Raw genomic sequence first — 17,917 nt, 5'->3', positions numbered from 1 at the left:
CTTCGGTACGTACCCGTTGTGCGGACGGACCTGCGGCCGCGCGCGTCACCCGGAGCCGGCTCCCTCGTCCGTCACACGGAGCCGGGCATGTGCAGGACGCCGGTGCCCCGCTTGACGAGTTCGCCGGCGACGATCAGGCGCTGGATCTCGGAGGTGCCCTCCCAGATGCGGTCCACCCGCAGCTCCCGGTAGAGCCGCTCGACGGCGTACGCACGGTCGTACCCGCGTCCGCCGAAGATCTGCAGGCACCGGTCGACCACGCGGCCGGAGGCCTCGCTCGCCGCGAGCTTGGCCATGGCCGCCTTGGCGTGCAGGGTCTTGCGGTCGGCGTCGCCCGCGTCGACCTCCCACGCGACCTGGTGGGTGTAGGCGCGGTTCACGGCGATGTCGACGGCACTGTCCGCGAGCATGCCCTGGATCAGCTGGAAGTCGGCGATGCGGGAGCCGAACTGGCGGCGCTCCACCGCCCAGTCGCGGGCGAGCTCCAGGGCGCGCTCGGCGGCGCCGATGGTACGGGCGGCGATCATCAGGCGCTCCTCGGTGAACCAGGAACGGGTGATGTCGTAGCCGTTGCCGATCCCGCCGAGCACGGCGTCGTCGCCCACCCGCACGTCGGTGAACGTGAACTCGGGGTGCTCGTAGACGAAGGTGTGCATCCAGCGGGGCACCCGGGTCATCTCGACGCCCGGCGTGTCCTTGTCGACGAGGAACAGGGTCGGGGCCCGCTCCTCGCCGGCCGCGGCCAGCACGATCATGAAGTCCGCGTGGTCGCCGACGGTCACGAACCACTTCTCGCCGTTCAGCAGCCAGCCGCCGTCGGTCCGGGTCGCGGTGGTCCTGATCGCCTGCGGGTCGGAGCCGGCCTCCGGCTCGCTGACCGCGTAGCAGTCGCGGCGGCGCCCGTGGATCACCGGGACGAGGTACCGCTCGCGCTGCTCGGGCGTGCAGAAGGACAGGGCGTTGGCGGGCCGCCAGACCATGTCCCACAGTGCGCCGGTGAGCCGTCCCAGTTCGGCCTGGACGACCACCTGCTCCAGGATGGTGAGCCCGGCGCCGCCCCACTCGGCGGGCATGTTGACGGCCTGGAGGCCGCTCTCCAGGACGGCGTCGCGGATCTCGGTGTGGGCGGCCGGCGGCAGGCCGTTGTTCTCCTCGCAGTCGAGCTCGTACTTCGTGATGAAGTCGGTCAGCGCGCGGGCCGAGGCCTTGAGCTCTTCCTGGCGCGGGGTGAGGCGGAAGTCCATGTCGCTCCTCTTGGTTCCTGGGCGGGGGTGGTCGGGGGGGCGGTTCGGGGAAGGGGCGGTCCGTCGGTCAGGCCGCGGGGCCGTCGGGCGAGGAGGCGGGGAAGGCCAGGGCGCGGGTGCCGCGCTTGATCATTTCGTTGGCGATGATCAGGCGCTGGATCTCGGAGGTGCCCTCCCAGATGCGGTCCACGCGCAGCTCGCGGTACATGCGCTCGACCGGGTACGAGCGGTCGTACCCGCGCCCGCCGAAGATCTGCACGCACCGGTCGACGACCCGTCCCGCGGCCTCGCTCGCGGCGAGCTTCGCCGTCGAGGCCTTGGCGTGCAGGGTCTTGCGGTCGGTGCCAGGCCGGTCGGCCTCCCAGGCGACCTGGTGGGTGTAGGCGCGGTTCACGGCGATGTCGACGGCGCAGTCGGCGAGCATGCCCTGGATCAGCTGGAAGTCGGCGATGGGCGAGCCGAACTGGCGGCGCTCCACGGCCCAGTCGCGGGCGAGCTCCAGGGCCCGCTCGGCGGCGCCCACCGTCCGGGCGGCGATCATCAGCCGCTCGTCGGTGAACCACTCCTTGGTCAGTTCGTAGCCGTGGCCGACGCCGCCGAGCACGTCCTCGTCGGGGACGAACACGTCGGTGAAGGTGAACTCGGGGTGCCCGTTGACGGCGGAGTGCATGAAGCGCGGGACCCGGGTCATCTCGACGCCCGGCGCCGCCTTGTCCACGAAGAACAGGGTGGGTGCGAGCTCCGGGCCCGCATCCGCCTGCACCAGCAGGAAGTCGGCGATGTCCCCGCAGGTCACGAACCACTTCTCGCCGCTGAGCAGCCAGCCGCCCTCGGTACGGACCGCCGTGCTGGTGCCCGATCCGGGGTCGGAGCCTGCGCCCGGCTCGGTGACCGCGAAGGCGTCGAACCGCTCGCCGCGGATCACGGGGAGGAGGTACTTCTCGCGCTGGGCGTCGGTGCCGTACGCGAGGACGTTCGCCGGCCGCCAGGGGATGTCCCAGAGGCAGTTGGTGACCTTGCCGAACTCCTCCTCGACGATGACCTGGTCCAGCAGGGACAGTCCGGCGCCGCCCCACTCGGCCGGCATGTTGATCGCGTACACGCCGGCGTCGATCGCGGCGCGGGTGAGCTCGCGGACCGTGTCGGCGGGGAGCGGACCGCCCGCCTCCTCGGACTGGTCCTCGTACCGCATCAGGAGGCGTGCGTAGCCGGCGGCGCGGGCCTTGAGCGCGGCCTGCTCGGGGGTGTAGCGGAAGTCCATGGTTCCTCCGGGAAGGGGGTGCGGGCGGGGGTGTGCGGGCTGGGGTGTGCGGGCTGGGGTGTCGGGCGGGTCTGTCGTGGCCGTCGGATCCGGGGGCTCGCCGGCCGGTCAGGCCAGGACGGCCCGGGCGTCCAGGGCCAGGGCGCCGTCGGGGCGCACCAGCAGGGGGTTGACCTCGAGCTCGGCGATCTCCGGGTGCTCGGCGGCGACGGTGGTGATCCGTTCGATCACGTCGGCCGCGGCGGCCACGTCGACGCCCGGCCGGCCGCGCACGCCCGCCAGCAGCGGCGCGGTCCGCAGGCCCCGCAGCAGGCCGGCGGCCCGTCCGGCCGGTACGGGCGCCAGCGCGAAGGCGACGTCCCGCAGCGTTTCCGTCAGCACGCCGCCGAGGCCGACCAGGGCGACCGGGCCGAACCGGGGGTCCCGGTTCACCCCCACGATCAGTTCGATGCCGTCCGACAGGTCGGCCATGGCCTCGACCGAGTACGCGGGCGCGCCGAGCCGTGCGTGCATCTCGCGGTACGCGGCCAGCAGCGCCTCCCGGCCGTCCAGGCGCAGGGCCACGCCGCCGGCGTCGGACTTGTGCAGCACGTGCAGGGCCTTCAGTACGTACGGGCCTTCGAACTCCGCGGCCGCGGCGAGCAGCCCGGTCTCGTCGGTGACCTCCCGGGCGGCCGGGAACGGCACCCCGGCGGCGGCCAGCAGCGCCCGCACCCCGTGGTAGCCGGGGTCGCGCAGCGGCGCCGCGGCGGGCGGCAGCGCCGGGATCCCCGAGGGCCCGGCGGCACCCCGGCCGGTGAGCGCGGCCAGCGCGCGGGCGGCGTCCTCGGTGGCGGAGAACACCGGCACGCCCGCCTCGGCCAGCACCCGGCAGCTCGGCGACGCCGGGTACATCGACTGCACGACCAGGGGCTTCGGGGTCGCGGCCAGGTGCCCGACGATCTCCTTCGCGGCCCGCGTCTCGCCCTCGGCGAGCACGGAGCCGCCGGTCTGGCCGCCGCCCCCCAGACCGCCCTCGGAGGCGGCGTACCCCCCGAAGTAGCCGGTCATCAGCACGGCGTCGACCTCGTCCGCGCCGAGCAGTCCGGCGACCGTGTCGGCGTACGACAGGGGGCGCTGCTCGCCCATGCCCGCCAGGTCGACCGGGTTGCCGACCGCGGACTGCTCCCAGAGCACCGAGCGGAGCCGGTCCTGGGTGGGGGCGGAGAGCTCGGGCACGGCGAGCCCGGCGTCCTCGGCGGCGTCGGCGGCGATGACGCCGTGCCCGCCGCCGTCGGTGAACACGGCGGTCCGCCGCCTCCGGCCGGCGGGGGAGGGCCGGTGCCGGGTGCCGCCCGCGCCCGGGGCCAGGGCGGCCAGTACGACGGTCATCTCCCGCGGGGTGCGGACCAGTTCCACCCCCGCGTCGCGGCAGGCGGCGGCCACCACGTCGGCGGACGAGGTCAGGGCGCCGGTGTGCGACTGGGCGCTGCGGGCGGAGGCACTGCCGCGGCCCGCGGTGAGCAGGACGACCGGCTTCCCGGCCGCGGCGGCGGCCCGGGCGAAGGCCCTGCCGTCGCCGAAGTCCTCGGCGTACACGGCGATGGCGGTGGTGGGTTCGTGGCGCGCGCAGTCCTCGACCAGGTCGACGAGGGTGACGTCGGCCTGGTTGCCGAGCGAGACGAACCGGGAGAAGCCGAGGCCGTGCGGGGCGCAGCGGAGCTGGAGTTCGAGCGCGAGGTTGCCGCTCTGGCTGAGCAGGGCGACGCCGCCGGGCGCGAAGCGGTCCGAGGCGAGGTACAGCTCGGTGGTGTTGTCCGCGATCCCGAGGCAGTTGGGGCCGACGAGGACGGCTCCGGCGGCGCGGACGCGCTCGGCGACCGCCCGCTGCCGGGCCAGGCCGGCGGCACCGGCCTCGGCGAAGCCGGCGGTGATGGCGACGATGGCCCGGGCGCCGCAGGCCAGGGCGTCGTCGACGGCGGCCTCGAAGCCGGCGGCGGGCACGGAGACGACCACCAGCTCGACGGGCTCGCCGATCTCGGCGAGGGAGGTGGCAGCGGTGCGGCCCAGCACGGTGCCGCCCCGCCGGTTCACCAGGTGTACGGGCCGGCGGCCGGGGGCGCGGAGCGCCTGCGCGGCGACGGCGTGGCCGTACTTCGCCGGGTCGTCGCTGGCGCCGACGACGGCCACGGAGACGGGGTCGAAGAGGGGGGTGAGGTCGCGTCCCATGTCATCCCTCCACGCGGAGTGCGGAGTTGGGGCAGCTCTCGGCACAGGCGCGCGCCGCGGCCTCGCCACCGGCGGGCACGTCGACGACGACGACCCTGGCGTAGCCCCACTCGTCGAGCTCGACCATCTCGGGGGCGTGCTCCTGGCACACCCCGTATCCCTGACAGAGGGTGGCGTCCAGCAGGAGTTTCACGGGGTTGTCCTTTCGGGTGGTACGGGTGCGGTGCCCTCCGGGGGCGGTACGGGTGCCGTTCGGGCGGTGCGGGGTTGCGTGCGGGGGACGGGGTGTTGTGCGAGCCCTGCGGGTGCGGGTGCGGGTGCGGGTGCGGGTGCGGGTGCGGGTGCGGGTGTGGGTGCCGGTGCGGTGTCGGGTGCGGGTGGGCCGGCCGCTGCGCGGAGCGGTTCCCCCACCCGCCCCTCTCCCGCTCACCGGAGCTCCGCCCCGGACCCCGTCGCCCTCAAACGCCGGGCGGTCTGGGAGTTGCGGCAGGTCCGGGACCTCGTGGTGGTCCCGTGCCGGGTGGGTTGGGGGCCGGGTTGCGTGGTGACGGTTTGGTGGTTCTCTGCGGGCGGAGCGCCCGGCCGGTTCCTTCCTGCGGCTGGATGGGCAGGGCTGGGGTGCTCCGGGGCCGCACGGGCTTGCGGTGCCGGTGCGTCGGTGCTGGTGGGGCGGGTCGTGCGCAGTACCTGAGCCCCGAGCCTCGCCGGTGTTCGAGGCTCGGTAGCGGGGGAGTCCCGCGCCGTACGTGGGGGTGGGGCTTGAGCTTCGGCCCGGCCGTGGTTCCAGCCCCTCCGGCGTTCGAGGAGCGGGGGTGCGGGGGCGGAGCCCCCGGAAGGGGCCGGGCGCACCTCTCGGCCGGATCCGCCGGCGGTAGCCGGTTGAGGAACGGTGGAAGGGCGGGACCGGGGCACCTCCAACTCCCCACCACGGCAACGCCCGCACCCGCGAAGAACTCCTGGCACCGGGCCGTGTCTTTCGGATCAGGCTGTCGGGCCCGCGGCGTTCCCATACCTCCGCTGGGTGGTAGCCCCAGGCACCGCGCCTCGCCGCGTTCTCGTCGGTCGCCGACGTCCCCCGGCTACCGCCGGGGGCGCCCCCACCGCGTCGACTCCCTCCTCGGCCGCGCGATGCACGGCACCTGGGGGTACCACCCAGCGGAGCTGGGGGAACGCCGCGGGCCGAGCCGGCCTGACCCGACGGACACGGCCTAGCCGTCGTCGGCACGACCGGCCCCCATGGCCTCGGCGGCGACCGGCGGGCGGGTGGCCCCGCGGGCCCCGCCGCCGGGCGAGTGCACAGAGCCTCCGCCGGCCGCCGGCGAGGCTTCGCGGCCCGAGGCCCGCCCCTCGGCGACAGCGGGGGCCGGCGAGCCGGATGGGCGCTCGGTCTGGCCGCCCGGGCCGGGCCGGCCCGCGTTCGCGCGTATCGCCGGGGCGAGCCGGTCGGCCGCCGCGTCCGCCGGTGCCGGGTCGGCGAGCGGCCGCCCGAGCGGACCGGCGGCGGCCGGCCGGTCCGGGACCGGGGCATCCGGGATCGGGGCGTCCGGGATCGGGGCGTCCGGGATCGGGGCATCCGGGACCGGCGGCACCGGGACCGGCGGTACCGGTACCGTGAGGCGGCCGGTCCGGCCCGGAGCGGGCGGCGCGGTGCAGGCATCGCACGGCGCGGCGAGGTGGGACCGCACCGCGGTCGGGAAGGCACGCAGGAGGCTGCCCGCGAGGGAGGCGGCCGCGTCCAGGAGGGCGCATGCGCCGCGGCCCCGGAGGCCCGTGGACCAGCGTTCCAGGTGGGCGGCGGTGTCCGGGGCGGCCGTGCCCGCGGCGAGGCCGGCCAGGGCCCCGGCGATCGCGGCCGTGCCGGACACGCACACCCCGCACTGCCGCGAGCTCTCGGCGGCGAGGTACCCGGCCGCGTCGGCCGCGGCCGACACCGGGCACTCCCCGCTCGCGAGGAACCGCACCGCGCCGCAGCCCAGCGCCGTGCCCGCGGCCGCCAGCGCGTCCGGTTCGAGCGGCAGCCCGAGGGCGCGGGCGTCGACGAGCCCGCCGAACAGTCCGCCCATCAGCGCCCCCGCCGGATCCGGGACCCCGACGGCTTCCGCCAGGTCGCGCAGGGGTGTGCCGTACGGGACTTCGGTGAGCAGCGGTGCGCCGGGGCCGCCGGACAGCGTGACCAGGGTGCTGCGCGCGATGTGCAGCCGAAGGTCGGGGCGGGCGGCGGTGAGGGCGATCCGGGCCAGGGTCTCGACGTTGGACACCAGCGTCGGCGCGCCGCCCACACCCTGCTCGAACGGCCGCGGCGGCTTCGCGCGCGGCAGGGCGGGGCCGCCGTCGATCCTGCGGACCACCGCGCTCTCCTCGCCGGCCACGTACGCGTGCCCGGTCTCGATCACCTCCACGGGCAGGGCCGGCGGCCGCTCGGCGAGTGCGCCGCGGACGCGGGCGGCGGCCTCCGGGTCGGAGAGGTACACGTAGCCGCGGCCGGCCCCGGTGACCGCCGCGGCCCGGGCGAGACCGTCGAGCACCAGGTGCGGGCGGGCCCGCAGCAGCCACCGGTCCTTGACCGAACCGGGCTCGCCCTCCTCGCCGTTGGCCACGACGACCGGCGTGGCCCCGCCGTCCGCGCGGCCCCGGTCGCGTACGGCGCGGAGCTTGACGGAGGCGGGGAAGCCCGCCCCGCCGCGGCCGCGCAGACCGGACGCGTCGAGGTGGTCCAGCAGTGCGCCCGGGGTGGTGGTGCCGGCGTAGCCGCCGGCGGCGGCGTACGCCTCGGCGCTCTCCGCCGTGCCGGGCGCGGGGCCGAGCACGCCGGCGGACGGCGGGACCGTCAGGTGCCGGATCACGGTCATCGGGGGTCTCCAGTGCGGGTGGGGGTGCGCAGGACCCGTACCGCCTCTTCGAGCGCGGTGCGGTCCCTGGCGGTGCGGCCGTACCCCGGGCCGGGGAGGCCGATCAGCATGTGGTGGTGGTCGAGGACCACCTCGGCGGCGAGCAGGGCGGCGGTGCGGTCGCCGGGGCGGGTGCCGGCGGCCACGGCCGTGACCAGGCCGGTGACCTCGGCGAGGTAGCGGAGCCAGTCGTGCCGGCCGCCGCGCAGGACCAGGTGCTCCACGCGCCGCCGCTCGGCGGCGACCAGGACGGCCAGGCCCGCCGTGGCGGCGGAGCCCGCGCCGGTCGCGGTCGCGGTGGCGGGTGTGCCGGTGGCGGCGGTGGCCGCGGAGCCCGTGCCGGTCGTTGCGGTGCCGGCGGCAGCCGTGCCGGTCCCGGCCGGGCTGGTGGCGGGTGTGCCGGTGGCGCCGGTGGCCGCGGTGCCCGTGCCGGTCGTCGCGGTGGCGGCGTCAGCCGTGCCGGTCCCGGCCGTGGCGGTGGCGGGTGTGCCGGTGGCCGCGGTGCCCGTGCCGGTCGTCGCGGTGGCGGTTTCAGCGGTGCCGGTCCCAGCCGTGGCGGCGGGGTCCGTGCCGGTCGCAGCCGCCGCGGTGGCGGTGGCACCCGTTGCGGCACCGGCACCGGCACCGGCACCAGCCCCAACACTGCCGGCCGTGCCCGTGGGTGGGCGGGGGAGCGAGGCGCGCAGCGCGGCGACCGCCGCGGGGAGTTCCCGCTCCGGCTCGGGGGTGAGACCGAGCCAGTCCAGACGCCGACGACCGCTCATGCGTGCCTCCGGGAGGGTGGGGCCGCCGCCCCGGCCGGGACGGCCGTGCGGCGGAGGGGTTCGGGAGGAAAGGGAGGTGGGGGCGAAGCCGGGCCGTATACGGCCCTGGAGCAGCGCGTACGCGGAGGAACCCGTACGCGGCGAAGACGCAACACGCTTGCTGACCGATCGGTCAGTGACCTGATTCACGCTAGCTGACCGATCGGTCAGCGTACAAGTCTTGACCCGGCGGAAATCAGCCAGCAATCTGACTGTCCAATCGGTCAGCAACCTCGCGGCCCCGGCCCGACGTGCTGCCCCGTCCCCTGGCACGCCTCGACATCCGATCGCCGTACGGACGGCATGGAGGAGTCACCCGATGCAGTCCAGAGCGCCAGAAACACCACTCCACGAGCCCGGCGACGACACCCCGGGCGCGGCTTCCCCCACCGCGGACCGGCCGACGGCCTCCGCAGCTCCCGCCCCCGCCCCCCGCGCGGACCGGTCGTCGCCCCCCGCCCCCACCACGGACCGCCCGGCGTCCCCCGCCCCCGCCCGCCCGGTGCCCGCGCCCGGCGGCCAGGACGACCCCGGCCCCGCCCGCCCGGCGCCCGGCGGCCAGGACGACCCCGCCCCCGCCCTCTCGGCCCGCTACTACACCGACCCCGCCACGGCCGCCGCCGAGACGCGGCACGTCTTCGCCAAGTCCTGGCAGCTCGTCTGCCACGAGTCCGACCTGCCGGGACCGGGTGCCCGGCTCGCCGCCACCGTCGCGGACCGTGAGGTCCTCGTCGTCCGCACCGAGGACGGCGGCCTCGCCGCCCACCTCAACGTCTGCCGCCACCGCGGGACCCGCCTGGTCACCGCTCCGGAACCGGCCGGCAAGGCGATCCGCTGCCCCTACCACGGCTGGACCTACCGGCTCGACGGGAGCCTGGTGGGCGCCCCCGAGGCCCGGCAGATCCCGTGCCTCGACAAACCCCGGCTCGGCCTCTTCCCGGCCCGCGTCGAGTCCTTCCTCGGCTTCGTCTTCGTCAACCTCGACCCGGACGCCGTCCCCCTGGCCGAGCAGTGCGCCGGCCTCGCCGAGGAGGTCGGTCACTACGCCGGCGCCGACCTCGTGCCGATCGGCCGCAGCCGCATCCACGACCTGGCCGGCGCCGAGGTACAGGAGGCCAACTGGAAGGTGGCCGTCGACAACTACCTGGAGGGCTACCACGTGCCGGTCGCCCACCCCGGGCTGATGCGCCTGCTGGACTACCAGCGTTACAGCTGCCGTACCGAGGAGGCGTACGCGCTGTTCGCCTCCCCGCTGCGGGAGAAGCCGTCCTCGAACTGGGCCGAGCGCCTCTACCAGCGCATCGCCGCCCCGATGCCGGGCCTCGCCGAGGCGGACCGCCGGGTCTGGCGGTACGCGGTGATCTACCCCAACACCCTGATCGACTTCTACCCGGACCACGTGCTGGCCTGGACCGCGATCCCCACGGCCGTGGACCGGGTGGCCGTGCCCGGCGCCTTCTACACCCGGCGCGGCACGAGCCTGCGCACCCGCCTCGCCCGGCGGCTGAACATCCACATCGGCTGGATCACCAACGACGAGGACGCCGAGCTGGTCGCCCGCGTCCAGCAAGGGCTCTCCACCCCCGGGTTCGAGCCCGGCCCGCTGTCCCGCCGCGAGTCTCCGGTCGGCTGGTTCGCCTCCCGGATCCGCGCCGACCTCGACGCCGCCGGACCCGGCACCACCGATCCCGACGCCGCGGAGCACTGACCCGCGGTACCGGACAACCACCGTGCGCCGACGCGCAGTTCATCACCCGCCGTCCCCCCGCGGCCCTACGGAGAGGACCCCCATGTCCCCCGAGGCACGATCCCTGTCCCGCCGCTCCCTCCTCCGCGCCGGTGTCGCCGGCACCACCGCCGCCCTCGGACTGGGCGCGGCCGGCTGCGGCTTCTCCGCCGGCCCCGACCCGAAGCCCGGCGCGACCGGCGAGAAGCCGATCGACGTCAAGGTCGACGGCGACCTCGTCTACTTCAACTGGGCCGACTTCGTCGACCCGGCCGTCTTCGAAGGCTTCTCGAAGGAGTACGGCGTCAAGGTCATCCAGTCGAACTACGACTCCATGGAGGGCATGGCCGCCAAGCTCAACTCCGGCAACCGCTACGACATCATCTTCCCCACCGCGAAATGGGCGCAGCGCCTCACCGCCGGCGGCAAGCTCCACGCCATCGACCACTCCCGGCTGAAGAACGCCGAGGCGGTCTTCGGCGGTTACGCGTACTTCGCCGACCCCTGGTACGACGCGAAGTCCGCCCACACCGTCCCGTTCACGATGTACAAGACGGGCATCGGCTGGCGCAAGGACCGCCTCGGCGACCTCACCGGCTCCTGGCAGGACCTGTGGAACGCCCGCGCCAAGGGCAAGGTCTTCGTCCTCGACGACCGTGACGAGGTGCTCGGCATGGGCGCGCTCAAGCACGGACTCGACATCAGCACCGAGGACCCCGACGACCTCAAGATGATCACCGAGACGCTGCGCGGGCTCCGCCCCCGGCTGCGCGGCTTCTCCAGCGACAGCTACAACAACCTGCTCAACGGCAACGCCGACATGACGCAGGCGTGGAGCGGCGACATGGCCGCCATGCTCGCCCAGGCCAAGGACCCGAACGTCTTCGGCTTCGAGGTCGCCCGCGAGGGCGCCCCGGTCAACTCCGACTGCTACGCCATCCCCGCCAACGCGCAGCACCCCGGCACGGCCATGCTCTTCATCGACTACATGCTCCGCCCGGAGAACGTGAAGAAGAACATCGAGTACATCGGCTACCCGATGCCGGTGCGCGGCACCGAGGACACCTACAGCGCCCTCGTGGAGCCCTTCCCGCAGTGCCAGGTCAGCGCCGACGACCTCAAGGACGACCTCTACTACCGCAACGCCGGCGCCGCGGGCGAGCGCGCCCGCGACGCCGCCTGGACCGAAGTGAAGGCCGGCTGACATGTCACGACGCGACCGTCCCGGGCCCGCCGCGGCGGGGACCCGGCTGTGGACGTGGCTCATGCTCCCGGGCACCCTCTGGATGACCGGCTTCCTGGTGGTCTCCCTGCTGCTGGTCGCCACCCTGGCCTTCGGCACCACCGACCCCCTGGGAAACCCGCAGTTCGGCCTGGACCCGTCCAACATCGCCGCCCTCGCCGACCCGGCCTACCGCACCGTCCTGCTCCGCTCCCTCGGCTACGCGCTGGTCACCTGCCTCGTGTGCCTCGCCGTCGCCTACCCGGTCGCGTACGCCATCGCGATGTGCGGCGGCCGGTACAAGAACCTCCTGATCGCCGCGATCGTCGTACCGTTCTTCGCCAACTACCTGGTCCGGATGTACGGCTGGTCCGTGGTCCTCTCCGACGACGGACCGCTGCTGCGGGCCCTGCGGAGCCTCGGCCTCGCCGACCACGGCACGAAGATCCTCCAGACCGGCCCCGGCGTCGTCGCCGGACTCGTCTACGGCTTCGTGGTGTTCATGATCATCCCGCTGTACGCGGCCCTGGAGCGGATGGACACCTCGCTCATCGAGGCCGGCCGCGACCTCTACGGCGGGCCCCTGCGCACGTTCCTCTTCGTCACCGTGCCCGCCACCCGGCAGGGCGCCGCGGCCGGCTGCGTCCTCGTCTTCCTGCCCGCCATGGGCGACTTCGTCAGCGCCCAGCTCATGGGAGGCCCCGACCAGATCATGATCGGCAACCTGATCCAGGACAAGTTCTTCCAGGGCCAGAACTGGCCCCTCGGCTCGGCCCTCACCATGCTGCTGATGGCCGTGCTGTTCCTCGGGATGCTCGGCTACCTCCGGCGCACCCGCAAGGACGAGGCGGAGGCGGCCCGATGACCCTCGCCGCCACCCGCCCGCCGGTCGGTACGCGGACCCGCGCGGCCGCCCCCACGGCCCGCCGCCGGCGCGGGGCCGAACGCCGGCCCCGCTTCGCCATCGCCGTCACCGTCCTCTTCTTCGCCCTCCTCTACCTGCCCATCGGCGTCGTCGTCCTCTTCTCCTTCAACTCGCAGAAGTCCCTCACCGTCTTCAAGGACTTCAGCCTCCGCTGGTACTCCGCCTTCCTCCACGACGACGTCCTGATCGACTCGGTCGGCATGAGCCTGGAGGTCTCCCTCGTCGCCATGGCCGGCTCGATCGTCCTCGGCGTCGCCCTCGCCCTCGGCCTGGTCCGCGGCCGCGGCCGGCTCGGCTCCTTCGCCGGCCTGGTGATGCTCGTACCGCTGATCACCCCGGAGATCGTCACCGGCGTGGCCGCCATGCTGCTCTTCAAGGGCCTGGGCATCACCCTCTCCACCACCACCGTCATGCTCGCCGAGATCACCTTCTCCATCTCGTACGTGACGGTGATCCTGCGCTCGCGCATCGCCGCCCTCAACCCCGAGGTCGAAGAGGCCGCCATGGACCTCGGCGCCACCCGGCGGCAGGCCCTGCGCCTGGTGACCCTGCCCGCCCTGTTCCCCAGCATCCTTGCGTCCGCCGTGCTGATCTTCGCCCTGGTCTTCGACGACTTCGTGCTGGCCTACTTCACCACCGGCGTCGACCCCCAGCCGCTGTCCGTCCGCATCTACTCGGCGATCAGGTTCGGCGTACAGCCCACCATCAACGCCGTCGGCACCCTCATGCTCGCCGGGTCCATCGCGCTCATCGCCCTGGCGCTCGCCATCCCGCGCCTGTTCGGCCGCCGCGGCGGCCTCGATCTGCTCTCCGGGAACTGACTCCTCCTCTCCCTGAAGGGAGGGGATTCCCAGCTCACTTCGGCTGTCCCCGGTCAGGGAGCAGCGCTTACAAGATCAGCACTAGTCGGGTGGAGACCAGCCCGGACCCACATCACGCGGGCGGAGTTCTTGGCTCGTGACGAGACCGCTCCGCACGCCGTGCAGGTGTACGTCCTTTCGGAGAGGGGGAGCGCGTGCTCGGTTCTCGCTCCGCACTGTGCGCAGTCCCTGGTGGTGTGCGCGGGGTGGATCAGGTGCACGGTCCGTCCGTGCTTACGGGCCATCTCGACCAGACCAGCCCTGGTGGCGCTGATCGCGGCGTCTGCGGCTTTGCGGGCCGTCATCCGGTGGTGACCGGCCAGCTTGGCCGCGGCTGTGCGTCCGTGGTGTGGCTGCGGCAGGTCGTGGGAGTCGGACGTGGTCGTCGCGGTCTCCTTCACACCCCAGTCGATGCCGATCGCGGCACCCGTGGTGGGCAGCGGCTCGGTCTCGACCGCGACGACGAACGAGGCGTACCAGTGGCCGAGGCTGTCGCGGTACACCCCCGGGACTTCGCGAAAAACACCGCCACGCACTCGATCCACACCCAACGACACCGCGCCCAGTCGCCGTCCAGAGCGGTACGTGCGGAGGACGACACACGCAGCCGGAACGAGCACCGGGCATGCCCGGACACGCCCTCGCAAGCCGATGCTGCCGTCACGACCAGGAACCCGACAATCCCCACTGACAACGAAAGAGAGCGCAGTTCACAACCGATGCGCAGAGAACCCCGCCACTCAGCGGCACCACTCCAAGGACCCATTCCTCCCGGACCTGAAGGCCGGGGCATCCCGGGAGAAGTCAGGTGACACCCATGCAGCACCCGCACCCCGCAGTCCGTCTCGACCAGGTCAGCAAGCGGTACGCCGGAGCCGCCGGCGACGCCTACGCGGTCCGCGGCGTCAGCCTCGACGTCGCCCCGGGCGAGTTCTTCTCCCTCCTCGGCCCCTCGGGCTGCGGCAAGACCACGCTGCTCCGCATGACCGGCGGCTTCGCCGACCCCACCGAGGGCAGCGTGCTCCTCGGCGGCGAGGACGTCACCGGCCTGCCGCCCAACAAGCGCGACGTCAACACCGTCTTCCAGAGCTACGCCCTCTTCGACCACCTCTCGCTGGCCGACAACGTCGCCTTCGGACTCAAGCGCAAGGGCGTCGCCCGCGCCGAGATCCGCCGGCGCGTCGCCGAGATGCTCGACCTCGTCCAGCTCGGCGGCCTCGCCGACCGCAAGCCGCCCACCCTCTCCGGCGGCCAGCGGCAGCGCGTCGCCCTCGCCCGCGCCCTGGTCAACCGCCCGCAGGTGCTGCTCCTCGACGAGCCGCTCGCCGCCCTCGACCTCAAGCTCCGCCGCCAGATGCAGGTCGAGCTCAAGCAGATCCAGCGCGAGGTCGGCATCACCTTCGTCTTCGTCACCCACGACCAGGACGAAGCCCTCACCATGTCCGACCGGCTCGCCGTCATGAACGAGGGCCGGGTCGAGCAGTGCGGCACGCCGGAGGACGTCTACGAGCGCCCCACCAGCGGCTTCGTGGCCTCCTTCATGGGTACGTCGAACCTGGTGCCCGGCACCTACCGGGCCGGCCAGGTGTTCCTCGACGCGGGCGGCCCCGCCCTGCCCGTCGGTCCCCGCGCCGACGTGCCCGACGACAGCCCGGTCAGCCTCTCGATCCGCCCCGAGAAGATCTGGCTCTCCGACTTCGAGCCGGGCATGGCCAAGGTCGGCGGGGTGGTGCGGGAGACCGTCTACTCGGGCCCGACCACCACGTACCTCATCGAACTCGCCCCCGGCGTCACGGTCTCGGTCCTGGAGCAGAACACCGTGCGCTCGCGCATGGAGGACCGCTGGAGCGGCGGCGAGCAGGTCGAGATCGCCTGGAAGCCGGAGCACTGCCTGGTCCTGGACCGCCCGGCCCCCTGACCCCGCCCCGGACAGCCGCCCCGCCCCGGACCCCTGCCCAGCGCCGCCGCACCGGCGCCGACCGGAGGAACATCCCCATGAACCACGACGTCATCGTGCTCGGCGCCGGCCTGGCCGGCCTCGCCGCGGCCCGTGACCTGGCCGCCGGCGGAGCCGACGTCCTCGTCGTCGAGGCCCGCGACCGGGTCGGCGGCCGCGTCGAGCAGACCCGGCTCCCCGACGGCCGCCTCGTGCAGCTCGGCGGCGAGGTGGCCGGCCGCGCCCACACCGCGTACACCGGCCTCGTCGCCGAACTCGGCCTCACCCTGGTCCCGAGCTACGTCGCCGAGCCCGGCGCCCTCGCCCGCGCCACCCCCGAGGGCGTCTCCGCCGGCGACCCGCCCCACTGGTTCGCCCCCGGGGACGACGCCGCCCACCGCAAGGCCACCGCCGCCTTCACGGCCCTCGCCGCGACCGTCGACCCCGACGACCCGTGGTCCCACCCCGACGCCGCCGCCCTCGACCGGCTCTCCGTCGGCGACTGGCTGCGCTCCGAGGGGGCCGGCCCCGCCGTCGTACGCCTCTGGGAGATCGGACAGCTCGCCCTCGCCGACGGCTCGTACGAGCGCACCTCCCTCCTCGCCGCCCTCCGCAAGCACGCCGCCGTGCCCGGCGACGGCCACTACGAGTACGAGGCGTGGGAGGGACTGCGGGTGGCCGAGGGCTCCGCCACCGTCGCCCTGCGGATGGCCGAGGGGCTCGCCGGCCGGATCCGTACGGGCGCGCCGGTCGCCGCCGTCGCCGTACGCTGCCCCGGCGGCTGCACCGTACGCCTCGCCGACGGCGAGACCCTCACCGCCGGCGCCGTCGTCAGCGCCCTGCCCGTCGGACCGCTCCGCTCGGTCGCCGTCACGGGCGTCCCCGACGAGCGCCTCGCCTCGCTGCACCGCCAGCGCCACGCGGTCGCGGCCAAGTTCGCCGCCGCCTACGCGGAACCGTTCTGGCGGAGCCGCGGCCTGAGCGGCCTCTCCGAGTCCGAGGGCGTGCTCGGCAGCACCTGGCCGCAGAGCGAGGGCGTGCTCTCCGCCCTCGTCCCGCCCGAGCGGTACGGCGTCCTGCTCGGCACGCCCCCGGCCCTGCGCACGGCCGAACTGCTGGCCGAGGTGGCCCGCCTCTACGGAGACGAGGCCCGCCGGCCGCTGGCCACGTACCTCCGCCTGTGGGGCACCGATCCCTGGACCCAGGGGTACGTCACCCACTGGACGCCCGGCGACGTCCTGGCCGTGGGACCCCGGCACGGCACCCACGAACCGCCCTTCTACGTCTGCGGGTCGGACCAGTGGGTGGCCGGCTACATGGAGGGCGCGGTCCGCACCGGCCGCGCCGCGGCGAAGGAGGCACTGGCCCGTGGCTGACACCCTGGAGAACCACATCGGAGGCACCGGCCGGCCCGCCGCCTCCGGCGAGACCACGGACCTGGTCGACCCCGCCACCGGCCGGGTCCACGGGCGCGCCCCCCGGTCCGGCCGGGCCGACACCGACGCGGCCTGCGCGGCGGCGGCCGCGGCCTTCCCGCACTGGTCGGCGACCACGCCGGCCACCCGGCAGCGCGCCCTCCTCGCCCTCGCCGACGCGGTCGAGGAGCACGCCGGGGAGCTGACGGCGGCGGAGAGCCGCGACACCGGCAAGCCGCCCGGGCGCTTCCTCGCCGACGAACTCCCCGCCATCGCCGACACGTTCCGCTTCTTCGCCGGCGCGGCCCGCAACCTGCCGGGCGCCGCCGCGGCCGAGTACACCGAGGGCCGCACCTCGCTGCTGCGGCGCGAACCCGTCGGCGTGTGCGCCCAGATCACCCCCTGGAACTACCCGCTGATGATGGCCGCCTGGAAGATCGCGCCGGCCCTCGCCGCCGGCAACACCACCGTGCTCAAGCCCGCGGACACCACCCCCTCCTCCGCCGCGCTGCTCGCCGCCCTGGCCGCGGAGCACCTCCCGCCGGGCGTCCTCAACGTGGTGTGCGGGGACCGCGACACCGGCCGCGCGCTCGTCGGGCACCCGGCGGTGGCCCTGATCGCGGTCACCGGGAGCGTACGGGCGGGCCGGCAGATCGCCGCCGCGGCGGCCGGCGGCCTGAAGCGGCTCCACCTGGAGCTCGGCGGCAACGCCCCGGTCGTCGTCCACGACGACGTGGACGTCGCCGCCACCGCCGAGGCCCTGGCCGGGGTCGCCTACTACAACGCCGGCCAGGACTGCACCGCGCCGTCCCGGCTGCTGGTCCACGAGCGGGTGTACGACGACTTCCTCGCCGCCTTCGCCGCCGCCGCGGCAGCACCCGGGTACCGGGACGCGGCCTTCGGACCACTGAACAACGCCGCCCAACTGGCCGCCACCCAGGCGCTGCTGGACCGGATCCCGGCGCACGCCCGGATCGTCACCGGCGGCCGGACCCTCCCGCGCCCGGGCTTCTTCCACCAGGCCACCGTCGTGGCCGGCGTCCGCCAGGACGACGAGCTGGTCCAGGAGGAGACCTTCGCCCCCGTGGTGACCGTGCAGCCCTTCGCCACCGAGGAGGAGGCGCTGCGGCTGGCCGACGACGTCCGCTTCGGCCTGGCCGCGAGCGTCTGGACCCGGGACCACGACCGGGCCATGCGGGCCACCAGGGCCCTGCGCACCGGGATCGTCTGGGTCAACACCCACGGCACCACGGTCTCGGAGATGCCCCACGGCGGCACCCGCCAGTCCGGCTACGGCAGCGACCTCTCCCTGGCCGGCCTGCTGGACTACACGCACCCCAAGCACGTGATGCTCTGACCCCGCGGACGCCCGGCGGGCCGGAGTTTTCCACAGGCTCCGGCTCGCGGGCCGAAGGTGTCGGCCGCTGCC

Annotated in this window: 13 protein-coding genes and 1 pseudogene; 7 read left to right on the top strand and 7 right to left on the bottom strand. The window is 74.7% G+C overall.

Annotated features, from left to right (window positions below; all coding sequences use genetic code 11):
- Positions 1 to 71: 71 nt before the first annotated feature.
- From ACIQUQ_RS16430 to ACIQUQ_RS16405, 6 genes are all read right to left on the bottom strand, one after another.
- A complete protein-coding gene (locus tag ACIQUQ_RS16430; RefSeq protein ID WP_403976139.1) occupies positions 72 to 1,244 on the bottom strand; it encodes an acyl-CoA dehydrogenase family protein in 1,173 nt (390 codons plus the stop codon).
- 67 nt (positions 1,245 to 1,311) lie between these two features.
- A complete protein-coding gene (locus ACIQUQ_RS16425; protein ID WP_403976137.1) occupies positions 1,312 to 2,505 on the bottom strand; it encodes an acyl-CoA dehydrogenase family protein in 1,194 nt (397 codons plus the stop codon).
- Positions 2,506 to 2,613: 108 nt separating this feature from the next.
- Positions 2,614 to 4,713 carry an acetate--CoA ligase family protein gene (locus ACIQUQ_RS16420; protein WP_403976135.1) on the bottom strand — a complete coding sequence of 700 codons (2,100 nt, stop codon included), beginning with the start codon at positions 4,711 to 4,713 and terminating at the stop codon, positions 2,614 to 2,616.
- 1 nt (position 4,714) lies between these two features.
- Positions 4,715 to 4,906 carry a ferredoxin gene (locus ACIQUQ_RS16415; protein WP_403976133.1) on the bottom strand — a complete coding sequence of 64 codons (192 nt, stop codon included), beginning with the start codon at positions 4,904 to 4,906 and terminating at the stop codon, positions 4,715 to 4,717.
- A gap of 1,015 nt (positions 4,907 to 5,921) precedes the next feature.
- Positions 5,922 to 7,562, bottom strand: coding sequence for an NADH-ubiquinone oxidoreductase-F iron-sulfur binding region domain-containing protein (locus ACIQUQ_RS16410; RefSeq protein ID WP_403976131.1), 1,641 nt, complete (start codon positions 7,560 to 7,562; stop codon positions 5,922 to 5,924).
- Entirely contained in the window at positions 7,559 to 8,365 is an 807-nt protein-coding gene (locus ACIQUQ_RS16405) for a hypothetical protein (protein ID WP_403976129.1), read from the bottom strand. Before ACIQUQ_RS16405 ends, ACIQUQ_RS16410 begins: the two co-directional genes overlap by 4 nt.
- Positions 8,366 to 8,723: 358 nt before the next feature.
- On the opposite strand from ACIQUQ_RS16405, the gene ACIQUQ_RS16400 reads away from it, so the two are divergent.
- From ACIQUQ_RS16400 to ACIQUQ_RS16385, 4 genes are all read left to right on the top strand, one after another.
- Entirely contained in the window at positions 8,724 to 10,112 is a 1,389-nt protein-coding gene (locus ACIQUQ_RS16400) for an SRPBCC family protein (RefSeq protein WP_403976126.1), read from the top strand.
- Positions 10,113 to 10,194: 82 nt separating this feature from the next.
- The gene (locus ACIQUQ_RS16395; RefSeq protein ID WP_403976124.1) at positions 10,195 to 11,334 is read left to right on the top strand and encodes a spermidine/putrescine ABC transporter substrate-binding protein; all 1,140 of its coding nucleotides are present in this window, start codon (positions 10,195 to 10,197) and stop codon (positions 11,332 to 11,334) included.
- 1 nt (position 11,335) lies between these two features.
- Positions 11,336 to 12,217 carry an ABC transporter permease gene (locus tag ACIQUQ_RS16390; RefSeq protein WP_403976122.1) on the top strand — a complete coding sequence of 294 codons (882 nt, stop codon included), beginning with the start codon at positions 11,336 to 11,338 and terminating at the stop codon, positions 12,215 to 12,217.
- Positions 12,214 to 13,098, top strand: coding sequence for an ABC transporter permease (locus ACIQUQ_RS16385; protein WP_403976119.1), 885 nt, complete (start codon positions 12,214 to 12,216; stop codon positions 13,096 to 13,098). Before ACIQUQ_RS16390 ends, ACIQUQ_RS16385 begins: the two co-directional genes overlap by 4 nt.
- A 53-nt stretch (positions 13,099 to 13,151) precedes the next feature.
- On the opposite strand, the pseudogene ACIQUQ_RS16380 reads toward ACIQUQ_RS16385, so the two are convergent.
- A pseudogene (locus ACIQUQ_RS16380) lies at positions 13,152 to 13,640 on the bottom strand (zinc ribbon domain-containing protein); the annotation flags it as partial.
- Positions 13,641 to 13,954: 314 nt separating this feature from the next.
- On the opposite strand from ACIQUQ_RS16380, the gene ACIQUQ_RS16375 reads away from it, so the two are divergent.
- From ACIQUQ_RS16375 to ACIQUQ_RS16365, 3 genes are all read left to right on the top strand, one after another.
- Positions 13,955 to 15,055 carry an ABC transporter ATP-binding protein gene (locus ACIQUQ_RS16375; protein WP_403976117.1) on the top strand — a complete coding sequence of 367 codons (1,101 nt, stop codon included), beginning with the start codon at positions 13,955 to 13,957 and terminating at the stop codon, positions 15,053 to 15,055.
- A 77-nt stretch (positions 15,056 to 15,132) separates the two neighbouring features.
- On the top strand, positions 15,133 to 16,449 hold the full coding sequence (locus ACIQUQ_RS16370; RefSeq protein WP_403976114.1) for a flavin monoamine oxidase family protein: 1,317 nt from the start codon (positions 15,133 to 15,135) through the stop codon (positions 16,447 to 16,449).
- On the top strand, positions 16,442 to 17,845 hold the full coding sequence (locus tag ACIQUQ_RS16365; RefSeq protein ID WP_403976111.1) for an aminobutyraldehyde dehydrogenase: 1,404 nt from the start codon (positions 16,442 to 16,444) through the stop codon (positions 17,843 to 17,845). Before ACIQUQ_RS16370 ends, ACIQUQ_RS16365 begins: the two co-directional genes overlap by 8 nt.
- Positions 17,846 to 17,917 lie beyond the last annotated feature (72 nt).

This window comes from Streptomyces sp. NPDC101118 (genome assembly GCF_044759445.1).
Classification (GTDB): Bacteria; Actinomycetota; Actinomycetes; order Streptomycetales; family Streptomycetaceae; genus Streptomyces.
The sequence above is the reverse complement of the archived record's forward strand: the minus strand, read 5'-3'. Positions and strand labels throughout refer to the sequence as shown.